This window comes from Pseudomonas sp. F8002 (assembly GCF_013385495.1).
Lineage (GTDB): Bacteria > Pseudomonadota > Gammaproteobacteria > Pseudomonadales > Pseudomonadaceae > Aquipseudomonas.
Genome location: NZ_JACAPW010000001.1, coordinates 68,405 through 83,388 on the forward strand (window position 1 = coordinate 68,405; position 14,984 = coordinate 83,388).

Annotated in this window: 13 protein-coding genes; 2 read left to right on the forward strand and 11 right to left on the reverse strand. The window is 60.5% G+C overall.

Annotated elements, in window-relative coordinates:
* Positions 1-261: 261 nt before the first annotated feature.
* From HX811_RS00345 to HX811_RS00360, 4 genes are read right to left on the reverse strand one after another with little or no spacing between them, the layout of a single operon-like run.
* Positions 262-1,419: a betaine/proline/choline family ABC transporter ATP-binding protein gene (locus HX811_RS00345; protein ID WP_008437274.1), complete on the reverse strand. Its 1,158-nt coding sequence runs from the start codon at positions 1,417-1,419 to the stop codon at positions 262-264.
* Positions 1,416-2,069, reverse strand: a complete 654-nt coding sequence (locus tag HX811_RS00350; RefSeq protein WP_003215973.1) for an ABC transporter permease — start codon at positions 2,067-2,069, stop codon at positions 1,416-1,418. Before HX811_RS00350 ends, HX811_RS00345 begins: the two co-directional genes overlap by 4 nt.
* Before the next feature lie 11 nt (positions 2,070-2,080).
* Positions 2,081-2,974 (reverse strand): glycine betaine ABC transporter substrate-binding protein, encoded by an 894-nt coding sequence (locus HX811_RS00355; protein ID WP_177044344.1) that lies wholly within the window; start codon positions 2,972-2,974, stop codon positions 2,081-2,083.
* Between the two features lie 38 nt (positions 2,975-3,012).
* Entirely contained in the window at positions 3,013-3,729 is a 717-nt protein-coding gene (locus HX811_RS00360; RefSeq protein ID WP_003215977.1) for an ABC transporter permease, read from the reverse strand.
* A 331-nt stretch (positions 3,730-4,060) separates the two neighbouring features.
* Here HX811_RS00360 and HX811_RS00365 point away from each other — a divergent pair, with 331 nt between their 5' ends.
* Complete coding sequence (locus HX811_RS00365; protein ID WP_003215978.1) at positions 4,061-5,644, forward strand: peptide chain release factor 3; 1,584 nt, start codon at positions 4,061-4,063, stop codon at positions 5,642-5,644.
* Positions 5,645-5,812: 168 nt separating this feature from the next.
* Positions 5,813-6,088, forward strand: a complete 276-nt coding sequence (locus HX811_RS00370) for a hypothetical protein (RefSeq protein WP_003215984.1) — start codon at positions 5,813-5,815, stop codon at positions 6,086-6,088.
* A 113-nt stretch (positions 6,089-6,201) separates the two neighbouring features.
* On the opposite strand, the gene HX811_RS00375 is transcribed toward HX811_RS00370, so the two are convergent.
* From HX811_RS00375 to HX811_RS00405, 7 genes are all read right to left on the reverse strand, one after another.
* Positions 6,202-7,173: a peptide ABC transporter ATP-binding protein gene (locus HX811_RS00375; protein WP_003215987.1), complete on the reverse strand. Its 972-nt coding sequence runs from the start codon at positions 7,171-7,173 to the stop codon at positions 6,202-6,204.
* Positions 7,173-8,141 (reverse strand): ABC transporter ATP-binding protein, encoded by a 969-nt coding sequence (locus tag HX811_RS00380; RefSeq protein ID WP_008437263.1) that lies wholly within the window; start codon positions 8,139-8,141, stop codon positions 7,173-7,175. Before HX811_RS00380 ends, HX811_RS00375 begins: the two co-directional genes overlap by 1 nt.
* A 10-nt stretch (positions 8,142-8,151) precedes the next feature.
* On the reverse strand, positions 8,152-9,063 hold the full coding sequence (locus HX811_RS00385; RefSeq protein WP_003215991.1) for an ABC transporter permease subunit: 912 nt from the start codon (positions 9,061-9,063) through the stop codon (positions 8,152-8,154).
* A gap of 10 nt (positions 9,064-9,073) precedes the next feature.
* The gene (locus HX811_RS00390) at positions 9,074-10,084 is read right to left on the reverse strand and encodes an ABC transporter permease subunit (RefSeq protein ID WP_003215992.1); all 1,011 of its coding nucleotides are present in this window, start codon (positions 10,082-10,084) and stop codon (positions 9,074-9,076) included.
* Positions 10,085-10,158: 74 nt separating this feature from the next.
* Positions 10,159-11,757, reverse strand: coding sequence for an ABC transporter substrate-binding protein (locus HX811_RS00395; protein ID WP_177044345.1), 1,599 nt, complete (start codon positions 11,755-11,757; stop codon positions 10,159-10,161).
* A gap of 81 nt (positions 11,758-11,838) precedes the next feature.
* Entirely contained in the window at positions 11,839-13,236 is a 1,398-nt protein-coding gene (locus HX811_RS00400; protein WP_003215995.1) for an OprD family porin, read from the reverse strand.
* A 171-nt stretch (positions 13,237-13,407) separates the two neighbouring features.
* Positions 13,408-14,952, reverse strand: coding sequence for an ABC transporter substrate-binding protein (locus HX811_RS00405; protein WP_371132335.1), 1,545 nt, complete (start codon positions 14,950-14,952; stop codon positions 13,408-13,410).
* Between the last annotated feature and the right edge of the window lie 32 nt (positions 14,953-14,984).

The following is a 14,984-nucleotide window of genomic DNA, read 5'->3' on the forward strand; positions in this document are numbered from 1 at the left end:
TGAGGGGCTATAGATCAACTAAAAATGTCGCGTTTTTGCACGCGTTCGTCGTGCGGCCGTGTGCAGCTACTTATGTAACCGACCGGTATGACGGATTGATGTTCCCCGGTAGGGGCAATTTGAGGTGTTGCGGGTACAGTGAAGATCCAATGTGGGAGCGGGCTTGCTCGCGAATGCGGTGTATCAGCCAATGCATCCGGTGACTGACACTCCGCCTTCGCGAGCAAGCCCGCTCCCACATTTTGACCGCTGTGTGTCAGGTCAGGCCAGTGCTGTCTCGGCAGGCGACACAATGCTGGTCTTGCCCCCACGGGACTTACCGGAACTCAGGTACTCGGCAATCGACTCCTGGGTCACTTCCCCGAGGAACACCCGCTCCGCATCCATCACCGGCAACCACGAGCGGTTGAACTCGTACATCCGCGACAGCAGGATGCGCAAATGCTCGTCATACGCCGCCGTGGCGTTGAATTCCCGCAGGTATTGGCCGCAGGTACCGGTCTGACGATGCAGGTCACGACGTCGCACATAACCCAGTGCCTTATTCTCGGCATCGGTGACCACCACGTAGCGACGGTCCAGCTCGTCCATCTGCTCCAGGGCGTCCGCCACCGGGGTTTCCGGGCTGACCGACGGCGCGTTGTCCGCCGCATCTTCAGCCTTCACCAGCAGCAGGCGCTTGAGGGTGCTGTCCTGGCCAACGAAGTTGCTGACGAATTCGTCGGCAGGGTGGGCCAGCAGGGTGTCCGGGTGGTCGATCTGCAGCAGCTTGCCGGCGCGGAAGATCGCGATCTTGTCACCCAGCTTGATGGCTTCGTCGATGTCGTGGCTGACCATGATCACGGTCTTGTTCAGCGCGCGCTGCATCTCGAAAAACTCGTTCTGGATCATCTCGCGGTTGATCGGGTCGACCGCGCCGAACGGCTCATCCATCAGCAGCAACGGTGCATCCGCCGCCAGGGCGCGGATCACGCCGATCCGCTGTTGCTGGCCGCCGGACAGCTCACGCGGGTAGCGATGCAGGTACTGCTTGGGTTCGAGCTTGATCATGCTCATCAACTCGCGGGCGCGGTCGTGGCATTTCTGCTTGTCCCAGCCCAGCAGCTTGGGCACCACCACGATGTTCTCTTCGATGGTCATGTTCGGGAACAGACCGATCTGCTGGATCACGTAGCCGATGTTGCGACGCAGGGTCACTTCGTCGAGGTCGGTGGTGTCTTCGCCGTTGATCAGGATCTTGCCGGAGGTCGGCTTGATCAGGCGGTTGATCATCTTCAGCGTGGTGCTCTTGCCGCAGCCCGAGGGGCCGAGGAATACGCAAATTTCGCCTTCGTTGACGGTCAGGCTTACGGAATCAACGGCGGTGATGGTCTTGCCGTTGCTTTGGAAGGTCTTGGTCAGGTTTTGAAGTTCGATCATTTGAGCAGTCCTTTTGGAGTCAGCGTGCGTTGCAGCCATTGCAGAAGCAGGTCGGCGAAGATGGCCAGGAGACTGACCAGCACGGCGCCAACGATCAGCATCGACATGTCGCTGCGGCTGATGGAAGCCAGAATAAGTACACCCAGGCCACCGGCGCCGATGGTGGCGGCGATGGTCATCACACCAATGTTCATGACGACGGCGGTGCGCACACCGGCGAGGATCACCGGTACGGCAATCGGCAGCTCGACCATGCGCAAGCGCTGGCCGAAGGTCATGCCGATGCCTTTGGCGGCCTCGCGAATGCCCGGCTCAACGCCGGTGAGGGCGAGGTAGGTGTTGCGCATGATGGGCAGCAGGGAATAGAGGAACACGGCGGTGATGGCCGGCATCGGCCCCAGGCCCTGGCCAAATTTGGAGTAGAACGGCAGCAGCAGGCCGAACAGCGCAATCGACGGCACGGTCAGCAACACCGTGGCACTGGCTTGCAATGGGCCGGCGAGCGTCGGGAAGCGGGTCATCAGCACACCCAGGGGCACGCCTACGACGATTGCGAGGATCACTGCAATGCCGACCAGGGTGATGTGCTGCCAGGTCAGGTGCAGGACTTGGGCCCAATCAAGATGGGAAAAGGCGTTCAGGAATTCCATGTCTTCTCCTCTTAGTTGATCGGATGCTGGCGCAGGAAATCTGCGGCCACGGCGGACGGGCTTTCGTGGTCGACGTCGACCCGCGCGTTCAGCTGGCGCATGGTTTCGTCGTCGAACAGCGCAGCCAGTGGCTTGAGATCAGCGGCCAGTTGCGGATGGGCATCGAGGTAAACCTGACGCACCACCGGCGCGGCGGTGTAGTCCGGGAAGTAGTGCTTGTCGTCTTCCAGCAGCTTCAATTTGAAGGCGTTCAGGCGACCGTCGGTGGTGTAGACCAAGCCGGCAAACACCTGGCCATTACGCAGCGCGGTGTACACCAGGCCGGCGTCCATCTGCCGGGTGTTCTTGCGGGTCAGGTTCATGTCGTACAGCTTGACCATGCCGGCCATGCCGTCGGAACGGTTGGCGAACTCGGTGTCCAGGGCCACCAGGCGGTTTTCCTTGGTGTTCTCGGCCAGTGCCGCGGTCAGGTCGCTGATGCTGTTGATCTGCGGGAATTCCTTGGCCACGTTCTCTGGCAGGGCCAGGGCGTAGGTGTTGCTGAATTTCGACGGGGAGAGCCAGACCAGGCCTTTTTTCGCGTCGAGTTCTTTCACTCGGGCGTAGGACTGTTCGCTGTCGAGCTTCTCGTCGACGTGGTTGTAGGCCACCAGCGACACGCCGGTGTATTCCCAGATCAGGTCCAGTTGCCCGCTTTCCTGGGCACTGCGTGCCAGGTTGCTGCCCAGGCCGCCGGTCACACGGGTGTCGTAACCCTTGGTGCGCAGGTACTGGGAGGTGATTTCGGCGAGCAGGGTCTGTTCAGTGAACACCCGGGCACCGATGCGGATGACCGGTTTTTCAGCGGCTTGCGCAAACCCTGCGAACAGCAGGACGCAGCTCAATATCAATGTCAGTTTTTTCATGTGAATTCCTGTTTCAGGCCCAAGACGGGGCCAAAGCCTTAAGACGGACGCAACCCGCGTTCCAGCCAAAGGCGGCTGGCCATGGTCACCAGACCGTCGAGCAGCAAGGCCAGCAGCGCGGTGCATGCGGCGCCGAGCAGCAGTTGCGGCTGATTGTTCAGGGCGATGCCGGGGAAGATCAGGCTGCCCAGGCTGTTGGCGCCAATCAGGAACGCCAGGGGCGCGGTACCGACGTTGATCGCCAGGGCCACGCGTACACCACCGATGATGATCGGCACGGCGTTGGGCAATTCCACGCGAAACAGCACCTGGCGCGGCGTCATGCCGATGCCGACGGCGGCTTCTTTCAGGGAACCTTGAACGTTTTTCAGGCCTTCATAGGTGTTGCGCACGATGGGCAGCAACGAGGCGAGGAACAGCGCGAAGATCGCGGGGCCGCTGCCGATGCCAAGGACACCGAGGGCGATGGCCAGTACGGCCAGGGGAGGGACGGTATTGCCGATGTTGAAGATCTGCATGAAGCGTTCTGCGCGCCCGACCATGTTGGGTCGGCTCAGCAGGATACCGGCGGGAATCCCTACGATCAGGGCGGCCAGCATCGAAACAAGGACGAGGATCAAGTGAGCTTGCAGGTAAAACAACAAATCGTCGCGGTACAGTTCGATCGTGTTGATGCCGATCCAGTGGACCAGCAGGGCCAGGAGAGCGACGACAACCGCTCCTCCTATCAGCCCTTTGCCATAGCGAATAGCCACAGGCGGACTCCTTTTTTCTTTTGTCGGCGAACACATTTCCGAGCGGCAATGCCATTCCTGGCTGTCGGCGAATATGGTCGCGAATAGCAGCTCGCCCCTACCGGCAACGCGGTATGCGGTCGAGCCATGAGCGCAGCCTCGTCAGGCTAACTTGCTGATTTTTCAGCCCCTGTTACGAGTGCGATAGCAGGGGAGTGGACGTCTCTACCTTTTAAAAGGTTCCATACTTGGCAGCAATTAGCCACCCCCAATGGGGTGAACGGTGGTCCGTCACCCCGGGTTTGCGCTATACTCGCCGCCCTTTTTTGACTCACCTGCCAGGCGATTTCCCATGACCCACCAGGCCGCCGAAGTCGCGAAACGCCGCACTTTCGCCATTATTTCCCACCCCGATGCCGGTAAAACCACCATCACCGAGAAGCTGTTGCTGATGGGCAAGGCGATCGCGGTGGCCGGCACGGTGAAATCCCGTAAATCCGACCGCCATGCCACCTCCGACTGGATGGAAATGGAAAAGCAGCGTGGTATTTCCATTACCACGTCGGTCATGCAGTTCCCGTATCGCGACCACATGATCAACCTGCTCGACACCCCGGGCCACGAAGACTTCTCCGAAGACACCTACCGCACCCTGACGGCGGTGGACTCGGCGCTGATGGTTCTCGACGGCGGTAAAGGCGTCGAGCCACGTACCATCGCGCTGATGGACGTGTGCCGCCTGCGGGACACGCCGATTGTCAGCTTTATCAACAAACTCGACCGTGACATCCGCGACCCGATCGAACTGCTGGACGAAATCGAAGCCGTCCTGAAGATCAAGGCTGCGCCGATCACCTGGCCGATTGGTTGCTACCGCGACTTCAAGGGCGTGTACCACCTGGCCGACGACTACATCATTGTGTACACCGCCGGCCACGGCCACGAACGTACCGATGTGAAAATCATCGAGAAGCTCGACTCCGACGAAGCCCGCGCCCACCTGGGTGACGAGTACGACCGGTTTGTCGACCAGCTGGAACTGGTGCAGGGCGCCTGCCACGAGTTCAACCAGCAGGAATTCCTCGACGGCCAGCTGACGCCGGTGTTCTTCGGTACCGCCCTGGGCAACTTCGGTGTCGATCACGTGCTGGATGCCGTGGTCAATTGGGCCCCCAAGCCGCTGGCCCGGGTTGCCAACGAGCGTACCGTGGAGCCTGTGGAAGAGAAATTCGCCGGCTTCGTGTTCAAGATCCAGGCGAACATGGACCCCAAGCACCGCGACCGTATCGCCTTCATGCGTATCTGCTCCGGCAAATACGAAAAAGGCATGAAAATGCGCCACGTGCGTACCGGCAAGGACGTGCGCATCGGCGACGCCCTGACCTTCTTCTCCTCCGAGCGTGAGCAGCTGGAAGAAGCGTATGCCGGCGATATCATCGGCTTGCACAACCACGGCACCATCCAGATCGGTGACACCTTCACCGAAGGCGAAGTGCTGGGCTTCACCGGTATCCCGCACTTCGCCCCGGAACTGTTCCGCCGCGTACGCCTGCGTGACCCGCTGAAATCCAAGCAACTGCGCCAGGGTTTGCAGCAGTTGGCGGAAGAGGGTGCCACCCAGGTGTTCTTCCCGGAACGCAGCAACGACATCATCCTCGGTGCCGTCGGTGTGCTGCAGTTCGATGTAGTGGCCAGTCGCCTGAAAGAGGAATACAAGGTGGAATGCTCCTACGAGCCGATCACCGTGTACTCCGCGCGCTGGATCGACTGCAGCGATAAGAAGAAGCTGGAAGAGTTCAAGATCAAGGCCGTGGAAAACCTGGCGATCGACGGCGGTGGTCACCTGACCTACCTGGCCCCGACTCGGGTCAACCTGGCGCTGATGGAAGAGCGCTGGCCGGATGTGAAATTCCGCGCGACCCGTGAGCATCACTAAGGGTTAGCGATATAAGAGAGGGCGAAGCTGTGATGGCTTCGCCTTTTTCTTTGGCTGCTATTCAGGTTGTTTCATTGGCGAAAACTTCAGTTCGGGACTAGTTTGAAGCAAGGCGACGGTGGACAGCTGTCGTACGCAGTTCAACTCCTGACTGGGCGGAATTCGACCATGAGTATCTTTCAACGTGTGGTGCTGTTGCTCAAAGTGCTGGTGATGATGTCATTGGGCATGTCTGCCGCGTGGGCCAATACGGCTGTGCAAAGCCATGGCACGGGGTTTGTGGCGGCGAAGACGGTGCAGGCGGGTGGCTTGCAGTTGGCCAAGAGTGAATCCGAGCCCGGTGACGAAAACCAGGGCGGTTCCAAGGACGATGACGATGCCGAGAACCCGGACAATGATGGCGAAGACAGCGACACCTACAACGATGGCGACAGCGATACATAAGTAACGCAGGCAAAAGAAAGCCCCGCTTGCCGAACAGATGCGCTATCCGACAAGCAGGGCTGTAGAACACTGGAATGCTCTGGACTCACCCTCCAGAGCATTTTTTTTGCACGTCAGACCACAAATTGCTCCGCGTAGTGGCAAGCCACCTGGCGGTTGTCCAGAGGTCGCAACACCGGTTCATCGGTGCTGCACAGCTGGGTCGCGTACGGGCAGCGCTTGTGGAAGGCGCAGCCGGATGGCGGGTTCAACGGGTTGGGCAACTCGCCGACGATTTTGATCTTCGGTTTGTTCGGGTCCGGATGAATGGTCGGGGTCGCCGACAGCAACGCCTGGGTGTACGGGTGCAGCGGGCGTGCGTAGATGTCTTCCTTCGGGCCCACTTCCACCGGGCGGCCGAGGTACATCACCATTACGTCATCGGCGACGTGCTGCACCACCGCGAGGTTGTGGGAGATGAACACGTAGGCGGTGTTGAATTCCTGCTGCAGGTCCATGAACAGGTTCAGCACCTGGGCCTGGATCGATACGTCCAGCGCCGAGGTCGGTTCATCCGCCACCAGCACCTTGGGTTGCAGCATCATCGCCCGTGCCAGTGCGATCCGCTGGCGCTGGCCGCCGGAGAACATGTGCGGGTAGCGCTGATAATGCTCAGGGCGCAGGCCCACTTGCTTCATCATCGCCTGGACCTTTTCCCGGCGCTCGGCGGCAGACAGGTTGGTGTTGATCAGCAGCGGCTCGCCCAGTTGGTCACCGACCTTCTGGCGCGGGTTCAGTGAGGCGTAAGGGCTCTGGAACACCATCTGCACGTCTTTGCGCAGTTGCTTGCGCTGGGCCTTGTCGGCACCGGCGACTTCTTGCCCGGCGATTTTCAACGAGCCGGAAGACGGCTCCTCAATCAAGGTCAGGGCGCGGGCCAGGGTGGATTTGCCGCAACCGGATTCGCCCACGACCGCGAGGGTCTTGCCGGCTTCCAGTTCGAACGACACACCGTTGAGTGCGCGCACCAGGGCATGGCCCTTGAACAGGCCACGGGACACTTCGTAGTGACGGGTCAGGTCGCGGGCGGTAAGTACGACGGCCATTACGCCACCTCCTGATTCAGCGGGTAGAAGCAGCGGGCAAGGCTGTTGCTTTTCGGGTCAAGGCCCGGGCGTTGGGCGCGGCAGGACTCCTGCACATACGGGCACCGCGGCGACAGCAGGCAACCCTGCGGGCGGTCATAACGGCCGGGAACGATACCCGGCAGCGTGGCCAGGCGCGTGGCGCCCAGGCTGTGCTCTGGAATCGCCTTGAGCAACGCTTCGCTGTACGGGTGCGCCGGGATGTCGAACAACTGCGGCACCTGGCCGACTTCCACGGCTTGGCCGGCGTACATCACGCACACGCGCTGGGCGGTTTCGGCCACTACCGCGAGGTCGTGGGTGATCAGCACCAGGCCCATGTTCTGCTCTTTCTGCAAGGCCAGCAGCAGGTCCATGATCTGGGCCTGGATGGTTACGTCGAGCGCAGTAGTCGGTTCATCGGCGATCAGCAGTTTCGGCTCGCCGGCAATCGCCATGGCGATGGCCACACGTTGGCTCATACCACCGGACAGCTGGTGCGGGTAGGCATCCATACGGCTGGCTGCGCCCGGGATTTCCACCTTTTCGAGCAGTTCGATGGCACGCTTGCGCGCTTGCTTGCCGGACATTTTCAAATGCAGGCGCAGCACTTCTTCGATCTGGAAACCCACGGTGTAGCTGGGGTTCAGGGCGGTCATCGGGTCCTGGAAGACCATCGCCAGGTCTTTACCGACGATCTGCCGGCGCTGACGGTTGCTCAGCTTGAGCATGTCCTTGCCGTCGAAGTTCAGGGCGTCGGCGGTGACGATGCCGGGGTGCTCGATCAGGCCCATCAGCGCCATCATGGTCACGGATTTACCCGAACCGGACTCGCCAACGATCGCCAGTACTTCGCCTTTGTCGACGGAGATGTCGAGGCCATCGACCACTGGCACGGCGGTCTTGTCGCCGAAGCGGACATTGAGATTCTTGATTTCTAGCAGTGACATGGGAATCTCCTCAGGCGGCATTCTTGAGTTTCGGGTCCAGCGCATCGCGCAGCCCGTCGCCCATCAGGTTGATTGCCAGCACGCTGAGCAAAATGGTCAAGCCAGGCAGGCTCACGACCCACCAGGCGCGTTCGATGTAGTCGCGGGCCGAGGCCAGCATGGTGCCCCACTCAGGGGTTGGCGGTTGTACGCCAAGGCCCAGGAAGCCCAGGGCGGCAGCATCGAGAATCGCCGAGGAGAAACTCAGGGTGGCCTGAACGATCAGCGGCGCCATGCAGTTCGGCAGCACGGTGACGAACATCAGGCGCGGCAGGCCGGCGCCGGCGAGGCGGGCGGCAGTCACGTAGTCACGGTTCAGTTCGCCCATCACCGCAGCGCGGGTCAGACGGACATAGGACGGCAGCGACACGATCGCGATCGCAATCACGGTGTTGATCAGGCCAGGGCCGAGGATCGCGACAATGGCCACAGCCAGCAGCAGCGACGGCAGGGCCAGCATGATGTCCATCAGGCGCATGATGGTCGGGCCGAGCAGGCGCGGGAAGAAACCGGCGAACAGGCCCAGCAGGATCCCCGGGATCAGCGACATCACCACCGACGACAAGCCGATCAGCAACGACAGGCGCGAACCCTGGATCAGGCGCGACAGCAGGTCACGTCCGAGTTCATCGGTGCCCAGCAGGAACTGGATCTGCCCACCTTCCAGCCAGGCCGGAGGGGTCAGCAGGAAGTCACGGTATTGCTCGCTCGGGTTATGCGGGGCCACCCAAGGGGCGAAGAGCGCGCAAAACACCACCAGCAACATGAACAGCAGGCCGGCAACGGCGCCCTTGTTCTTGGAGAAGGCTTGCCAGAATTCTTTGTACGGGGACGGGTACAGCAGGCTTTGATCGACTGCTACCGCGGGAGTAGGTGTGGTCATGGTCATGATCTCAGCGCTGGTGACGGATGCGTGGGTTGGCGAAGCCGTAGAGGATATCCACCACGAAGTTCACCAGAATCACCAGGCAGGCGATTAACAGGATGCCGTTTTGCACCACGGGATAATCCCGTGCGCCAATGGCTTCGATCAGCCATTTGCCGATGCCGGGCCACGAGAAGATGGTTTCGGTCAGGACCGCACCGGCCAGCAATGTGCCGACTTGCAGGCCGACCACGGTGAGTACCGGGATCAAGGCGTTACGCAGGCCGTGGACGAACACCACGCGCGCCGGCGACAGGCCCTTGGCCTTGGCGGTGCGGATGTAATCTTCACGCAATACTTCAAGCATCGACGAACGGGTCATCCGCGCGATAACGGCCAGCGGGATGGTACCGAGCACGATGGCCGGCAGGATCAGGTGGTGCAACGCGTCCCAGAACGCGTCCGGCTCGTCGGCCAGCAGGGTGTCGATCAGCATGAAGCCGGTGCGCGGCTCGATGTCGTAGAGCAGGTCGATCCGTCCGGAGACTGGCGTCCAGCCCAGGCTGACGGAGAAGAACATGATCAGGATCAGGCCCCACCAGAAGATCGGCATCGAATATCCCGCCAGGGAGATGCCCATCACCCCATGGTCGAACAGGGATCCTCGCTTCAAGGCCGCGATCACCCCGGCTAACAGCCCCAGGATGCCGGCGAACAACAGGGCGGCCATGGACAGTTCCAGGGTCGCAGGGAAAAGGGCGGTGAATTCAGTCCACACGCTGGTACGGGTGCGCAGGGATTCGCCGAGGTCGCCGTGGGCGAGCTTGCCGACATAATCCAGGTATTGCGCGTAGAGCGGTTTATTCAGACCAAGGCGTTCCATTGCCTGAGCGTGCATCTCGGGGTCGACTCGTCGTTCGCCCATCATGACTTCGACGGGGTCGCCAGGGATCATGCGAATCAACGCGAAGGTCAGCAAGGTGATGCCGAAAAACGTGGGGATCAATAACCCCAATCGGCGGGCAATAAAACTAAACATCTTGTTGTGTACCTCAATCAGCCGGTTAGGCAGGTTCGGCACCGTCAATGTCGACGGTGCCGAGCGTCTCTTATCTACTTCACCTGGGTGGTGGCGAAGTTATTTGTGGTCAGAGGGCTTTGGGTATAACCCTCGACGTTTTTACGCATGGCGGTGAACATTTTCGGGTAAGCCATGGGAATCCATGGTTGGTCCTTGTCGAAAACGTCCATTGCTTGTTCATAGAGTGCAGCGCGCTGGGTGGGTTCAGCGATGGCGCGCGCCTTGTCGATCAAGTCTTGAAACTCCTTGTTACACCAGCGGGCGTAGTTTTCGCCGTTTTTCGCTGCATCGCAACTCAAGTTCGGGGTGAGGAAGTTATCCGGGTCCCCGTTATCCCCCGCCCAGCCGGCGGAGACCATGTCATGTTCGCCATTCTTGGCGCGCTTGAGCATTTCGCCCCATTCCATGACTTTGATGTTCACTTTCAGGCCGATCTGCGCCAGGTCCGCCTGCATGCGCTGGGCGCCGAGCATCGGGTTGGGGTTGGTCGGGCCGCCGCCGTTGCGGGTGAACAGGGTGATTTCGGTGCCTTCCGGTACGCCGGCTTCCTTGAGCAGGGCGCGGGCCTTGTCGAGGTCGCGGGGCGGGTTCTTCAGCTTGTCGCTGAAGCCCAGCAAGGTGGGCGGGTAAGGGCCGGTGGCGTCGACTGCGTTGCCTTTGCCGTACAGGGACTCGTTGTAGCCTTTCTTGTCGAACGCGATGTTGATCGCGTGACGCACCCGGGCGTCGCTCATGTACTTGTGGGTGGTGTTCATTGCGGTGTAGGCGGTGGTCATCGCCGCCAGTTCCGCGACCTTCAGGTTCGGGTCGGCCTTCATGCTCGGCACGTCATCCGGTTTCGGATACAGCGCGATCTGGCATTCGTTGGCCTTGAGCTTTTGCAGGCGCACGTTGTTGTCGGTGGTGATGGCCAGGATCAGCGGGTCAGCCGGCGGCTTGCCACGGAAGTAGTCCGGGTTGGCCTTGAAGCGCACTTGGGCGTCTTTGGCGTAGCGTGTGAAGATGAACGGGCCGGTGCCGATGGGCTTGGCGTTCAGGTCATCGGTCTTGCCGGACTTGAGCAACTGGTCGGCGTATTCGGCGGAGTGAATCGAGGAAAACGCCATGGCCAGGTCGGCCAGGAACGGTGCTTCAGGGCGGGTCAGGGTGAAGACCACGGTGTGGTCATCGGTCTTCTCTACGCTCTTGAGCAGTTCCTTGAAGCCCATGCTTTCAAAGTATGGGTAGCCCACGTTGGACTTTTTGTGCCACGGGTGATTCGGGTCCAGCTGGCGCTGGAAGCTCCAAAGCACGTCGTCGGCGTTCATGTTGCGCGTGGGTTTGAAGTAGTCGGTAGTGTGGAACTTGATGTCGTCACGCAGGTGAAAGGTGTAGGTCAGGCCATCGGCGCTGATCTCGGGCAGGTCTTTGGCCAGCGCCGGGATCACTTCGGTGGTGCCGGGCTTGAAGTCCACCAGGCGGTTGAAGATGGTTTCGGCCGCGGCGTCGGCGGTGACAGCCGTGGTGTACAGGACCGGATCGAAGCCTTCCGGGCTGGCTTCGGTGCAGACGACCAACGGTTTGGCCGAGATGCCGACAGCAACGCTCAACAGCGCAGCGGCAATGGCGGCTTGTAACGGGAGCATTTTCATCTAAGAGCCCTCTGCAATCGATTGGACCAGACAAGCGTAGGCGGCGGGCTCGTCCTGAGCCCGCCGCCGACCTGGCGCTGATTAAAGAATGTTGAACGGGATGGTGGTCACCAGGCGGAACTCACGCAGGTTGCCGTCAGCCTGGTTGGCGCTGGCACGGTGAGTCACGTAGGTACCACGAATGGTGGTGGCCTTGAGTGCGCCGCTCTGGATCGCGTAAGCCGCGCCTACACCGTATTCCTGGTGCTTTTCGCCGTCCTGGGCCTGAATGCCGTTGTAGGCAAAGCCAGCGCGGCCGCCGTCGCCGGTGTAGTGAGTACCGTCGATACCCCAGCCACGTGCCGAGTAGACGTTGAACTTCAGGCCCGGCACGCCGTATTCGGCCATGTTGATGCCGTAGGCGATCTGGAAGGACTTCTCGTTCGGACCGTTGAAGTCGGACGTCAGGGAGTTGGCCAGGTAGATGCCGTTGGTTTCGTGCAGGTAGTCGAAGTACTCGTCGCCGTTCACGGCCTGGTAGGAGAAGGTCAGGCTGTGAGCCTGGTGGGTCAGGCCGAACGACAGCGAGTAGGTATCGTTGTCGATCTTGCCCATCAACTTTTTGCCTTCGTCGACGGTCTTGTAGTAGTTCAGGCCCGTGGTCAGGGACAGGGTCTGGCTGTCACCCAGCTCGTGGGTAGCACCGAAGTAGTACTGGTTCCAGAAGTCTTCCACGTTAGCGGCGAACAGGCTGGTCTTCAGGCTCTTGAACGGCTGGTAGTTGACGCCCAGGGTGTTGACCTTGTCGGTTTCCTGGCGACCATTGCCGTATTCGGTACGGAATTTCGACAGGCTCTGCTCGGTCCGTGGCGAAACGCGGTCGAACACGCCGCCCTGGAAGGACAGGTTGCTGAACTCTTCGCTGTTGAAGCTCACACCTTCGAAGCTCGAAGGCAGTGCACGGTTACCGATGGTGTCGATGATGCCGCTGCTGAAGTTCTGGCGACCGGCGGTCAAGGTGGTGTTCGAGACACGGAACTTGACGTTGGCCAGGCCCAGTTTGCTCCACTGGTCTACAGCGTCACCGTCGGAGTCGGCCAGGGTACGGTTGGAGCCGCCCTTGATGTCGCGCTTGCTGCGGTCCAGGACCAGAGCGTTGTAGACCGCCACTTCAGTGCTCACGCCAACGGTGCCTTGGGTGAAACCCGAGGTAGCGTTGAGGATGGTGCCTTGCACCCAGTTGGTACGGTAGTTGTCAGTACGGGCTTCGCCGTGCTTCTGGTAAGTGAACTTGCTGCCACGGAAGCGTTGTTCGTTGGAGAACCAGTTGCGGGTTGTACCGCCCAGGCTTGCGCCATCGATAAAGCCTTTGGCCTCGCTTTGGGCGCTGGTGCCGGCCAGTGTGGTTGGAACGAAGTCCTGGCTTGCAGGATCAGCGTAGGCGTTAGCCGTGATGCTGCTGATGGCCAGGGCCAGTAGCGCGGTGCTGCTCAGTTTCATGGGTGAAGCTCCTTTGGTTCTCTTTTTAATGCCGGTCTTTTTAGGTGAACCGGCTATTGGGTGTGTAACTCGTTCAAGCCTTTGCAAACGTTTGCCCATGGGTAAAACCCGAAATAAGGCTGCACGTTTGCAGCAAGGCGAATGCTCGCCCTGCGCAATCCGGTTATCTTTTTATGGGTTGATGCTGACGCCCGAGAACACGTTGCGGCCGAAGGGGCTCACTTTGAAACCTTCGACTTTGGCGCTTAACGGCTGGTTGACCGTCGAGTGGGCGACTGGCGTGATCGGCACCTGCTGCTTGAGCAGTTGCTGCGCCTGTTTGTATAGAACAGTCCTTTGTTCGCGGTCGGTGACGACCTTGGCTTGCTTGATCAGCTTGTCGTACGCCGGGTCACACCACATGGAGTAGTTGTTCCCGCCGATGGCGTCGCAGCTGTAGAGGGTGCCCAGCCAGTTGTCCGGGTCACCGTTGTCGCCGGTCCAGCCGATCAGGCTGATGTCATGCTCGCCATTCTTGGTGCGCTTGATGTACTCGCCCCATTCATAGCTGACGATCTTGACCTTGAGGCCAATCTTTGCCCAATCGCTTTGCAGCATTTCGGCCATCAGCTTGGCGTTGGGGTTGTACGGCCGTTGTACCGGCATCGCCCACAGGGTGATCTCGGTGCCTTCCTTCACGCCGGCAGCCTTGAGCAATTCCTTGGCTTTTTCCGGGTTGTAGGCGGCGTCCTTGATGGTGTCGTCGTAAGACCACTGGGTCGGCGGCATGGCGTTGACCGCCAGTTGCCCCGCGCCCTGGTACACGGCGTTGAGGATGCTCTGCTTGTTCACCGCCATGTCCAGGGCCTGGCGCACTTCGAGCTGGTCGAAGGGCTTGTGCCGCACGTTATAGGCGATGTAGCCGAGGTTAAAGCCTGGCTTGGTCAGCAGTTGCAGCTTCGGATCGGCCTTCAGGGCTTCGACGTCGGCCGGGCGCGGGTGCAGGGTGATCTGGCATTCGCCGGCCTTGAGCTTTTGCACCCGTACCGAGGCGTCGGTGTTGATCGCAAAGATCAGCTGGTCGAGCTTCACGCGGCTCGGGTCCCAGTACTGTTTGTTGCCGGTGTAGCGAATCTGCGAGTCTTTCTGGTAGCGCTGGAACACGAACGGCCCGGTGCCGATCGGCTTCTGGTTGATGTCGCTGGGCTTGCCGACCTTGAGCAAATGGTCGGCGTATTCAGCCGACAGGATCGAGGCGAAGCTCATGGCGATGTTCTGGATAAACGCGGCGTCGACCGTGTTCAGGGTCATCACCACGGTGTGCGGGTCGGTTTTCTCGACCTTGGCGATATTCTTGTTCAGGCTCATCCCGTTGAAGTACGGAAACTCGGTGGGGTAGGCCTTGCGGAACGGGTGTTCGGGGTCAAGCATGCGATTGAAGGTGAACAGCACGTCGTCGGCGTTGAAGTCGCGCGTCGGCTTGAAGTCCTTGTTGCCGTGGAATTTCACCCCTTCACGCAGGTGAAAGGTATAGGTCAGGCCGTCTTCGGAAATATCCCAACGGGTTGCCAGGCCCGGTACGACATTGGTCGCGCCTTTTTCAAACTCGGCCAAGCGGTTGTAGATAGGCTCGGCGGCGTCGTTATCGGTGGCCGTCGTGTATTGCGCGGTGTCGAAGCCCGCCGGGCTGCCTTCGGAGCAAAACACCAGGCTCTTTTTCTCGGCAGCCTGGCCCATCGAGGCCACAGCCAGCAGGCTGGTGCCAAATA

Excerpts from the sequence above, each read along its gene's own strand:
- HX811_RS00350 (WP_003215973.1), bottom strand. The coding sequence starts at position 2,069 with ATGGAATTCCTGAACGCCTTTTCCCATCTTGATTGGGCCCAAGTCCTG.
- HX811_RS00380 (WP_008437263.1), bottom strand. The coding sequence starts at position 8,141 with ATGTCACTGCTAGAAATCAAGAATCTCAATGTCCGCTTCGGCGACAAG.
- HX811_RS00370 (WP_003215984.1), top strand. The coding sequence starts at position 5,813 with ATGAGTATCTTTCAACGTGTGGTGCTGTTGCTCAAAGTGCTGGTGATG.
- HX811_RS00400 (WP_003215995.1), bottom strand. The coding sequence starts at position 13,236 with ATGAAACTGAGCAGCACCGCGCTACTGGCCCTGGCCATCAGCAGCATC.
- HX811_RS00395 (WP_177044345.1), bottom strand. The coding sequence starts at position 11,757 with ATGAAAATGCTCCCGTTACAAGCCGCCATTGCCGCTGCGCTGTTGAGC.
- HX811_RS00365 (WP_003215978.1), top strand. The coding sequence starts at position 4,061 with ATGACCCACCAGGCCGCCGAAGTCGCGAAACGCCGCACTTTCGCCATT.
- HX811_RS00390 (WP_003215992.1), bottom strand. The coding sequence starts at position 10,084 with ATGTTTAGTTTTATTGCCCGCCGATTGGGGTTATTGATCCCCACGTTT.
- HX811_RS00385 (WP_003215991.1), bottom strand. The coding sequence starts at position 9,063 with ATGACCACACCTACTCCCGCGGTAGCAGTCGATCAAAGCCTGCTGTAC.
- HX811_RS00345 (WP_008437274.1), bottom strand. The coding sequence starts at position 1,419 with ATGATCGAACTTCAAAACCTGACCAAGACCTTCCAAAGCAACGGCAAG.
- HX811_RS00375 (WP_003215987.1), bottom strand. The coding sequence starts at position 7,173 with ATGGCCGTCGTACTTACCGCCCGCGACCTGACCCGTCACTACGAAGTG.
- HX811_RS00355 (WP_177044344.1), bottom strand. The coding sequence starts at position 2,974 with ATGAAAAAACTGACATTGATATTGAGCTGCGTCCTGCTGTTCGCAGGG.
- HX811_RS00405 (WP_371132335.1), bottom strand. The coding sequence starts at position 14,952 with ATGGGCCAGGCTGCCGAGAAAAAGAGCCTGGTGTTTTGCTCCGAAGGC.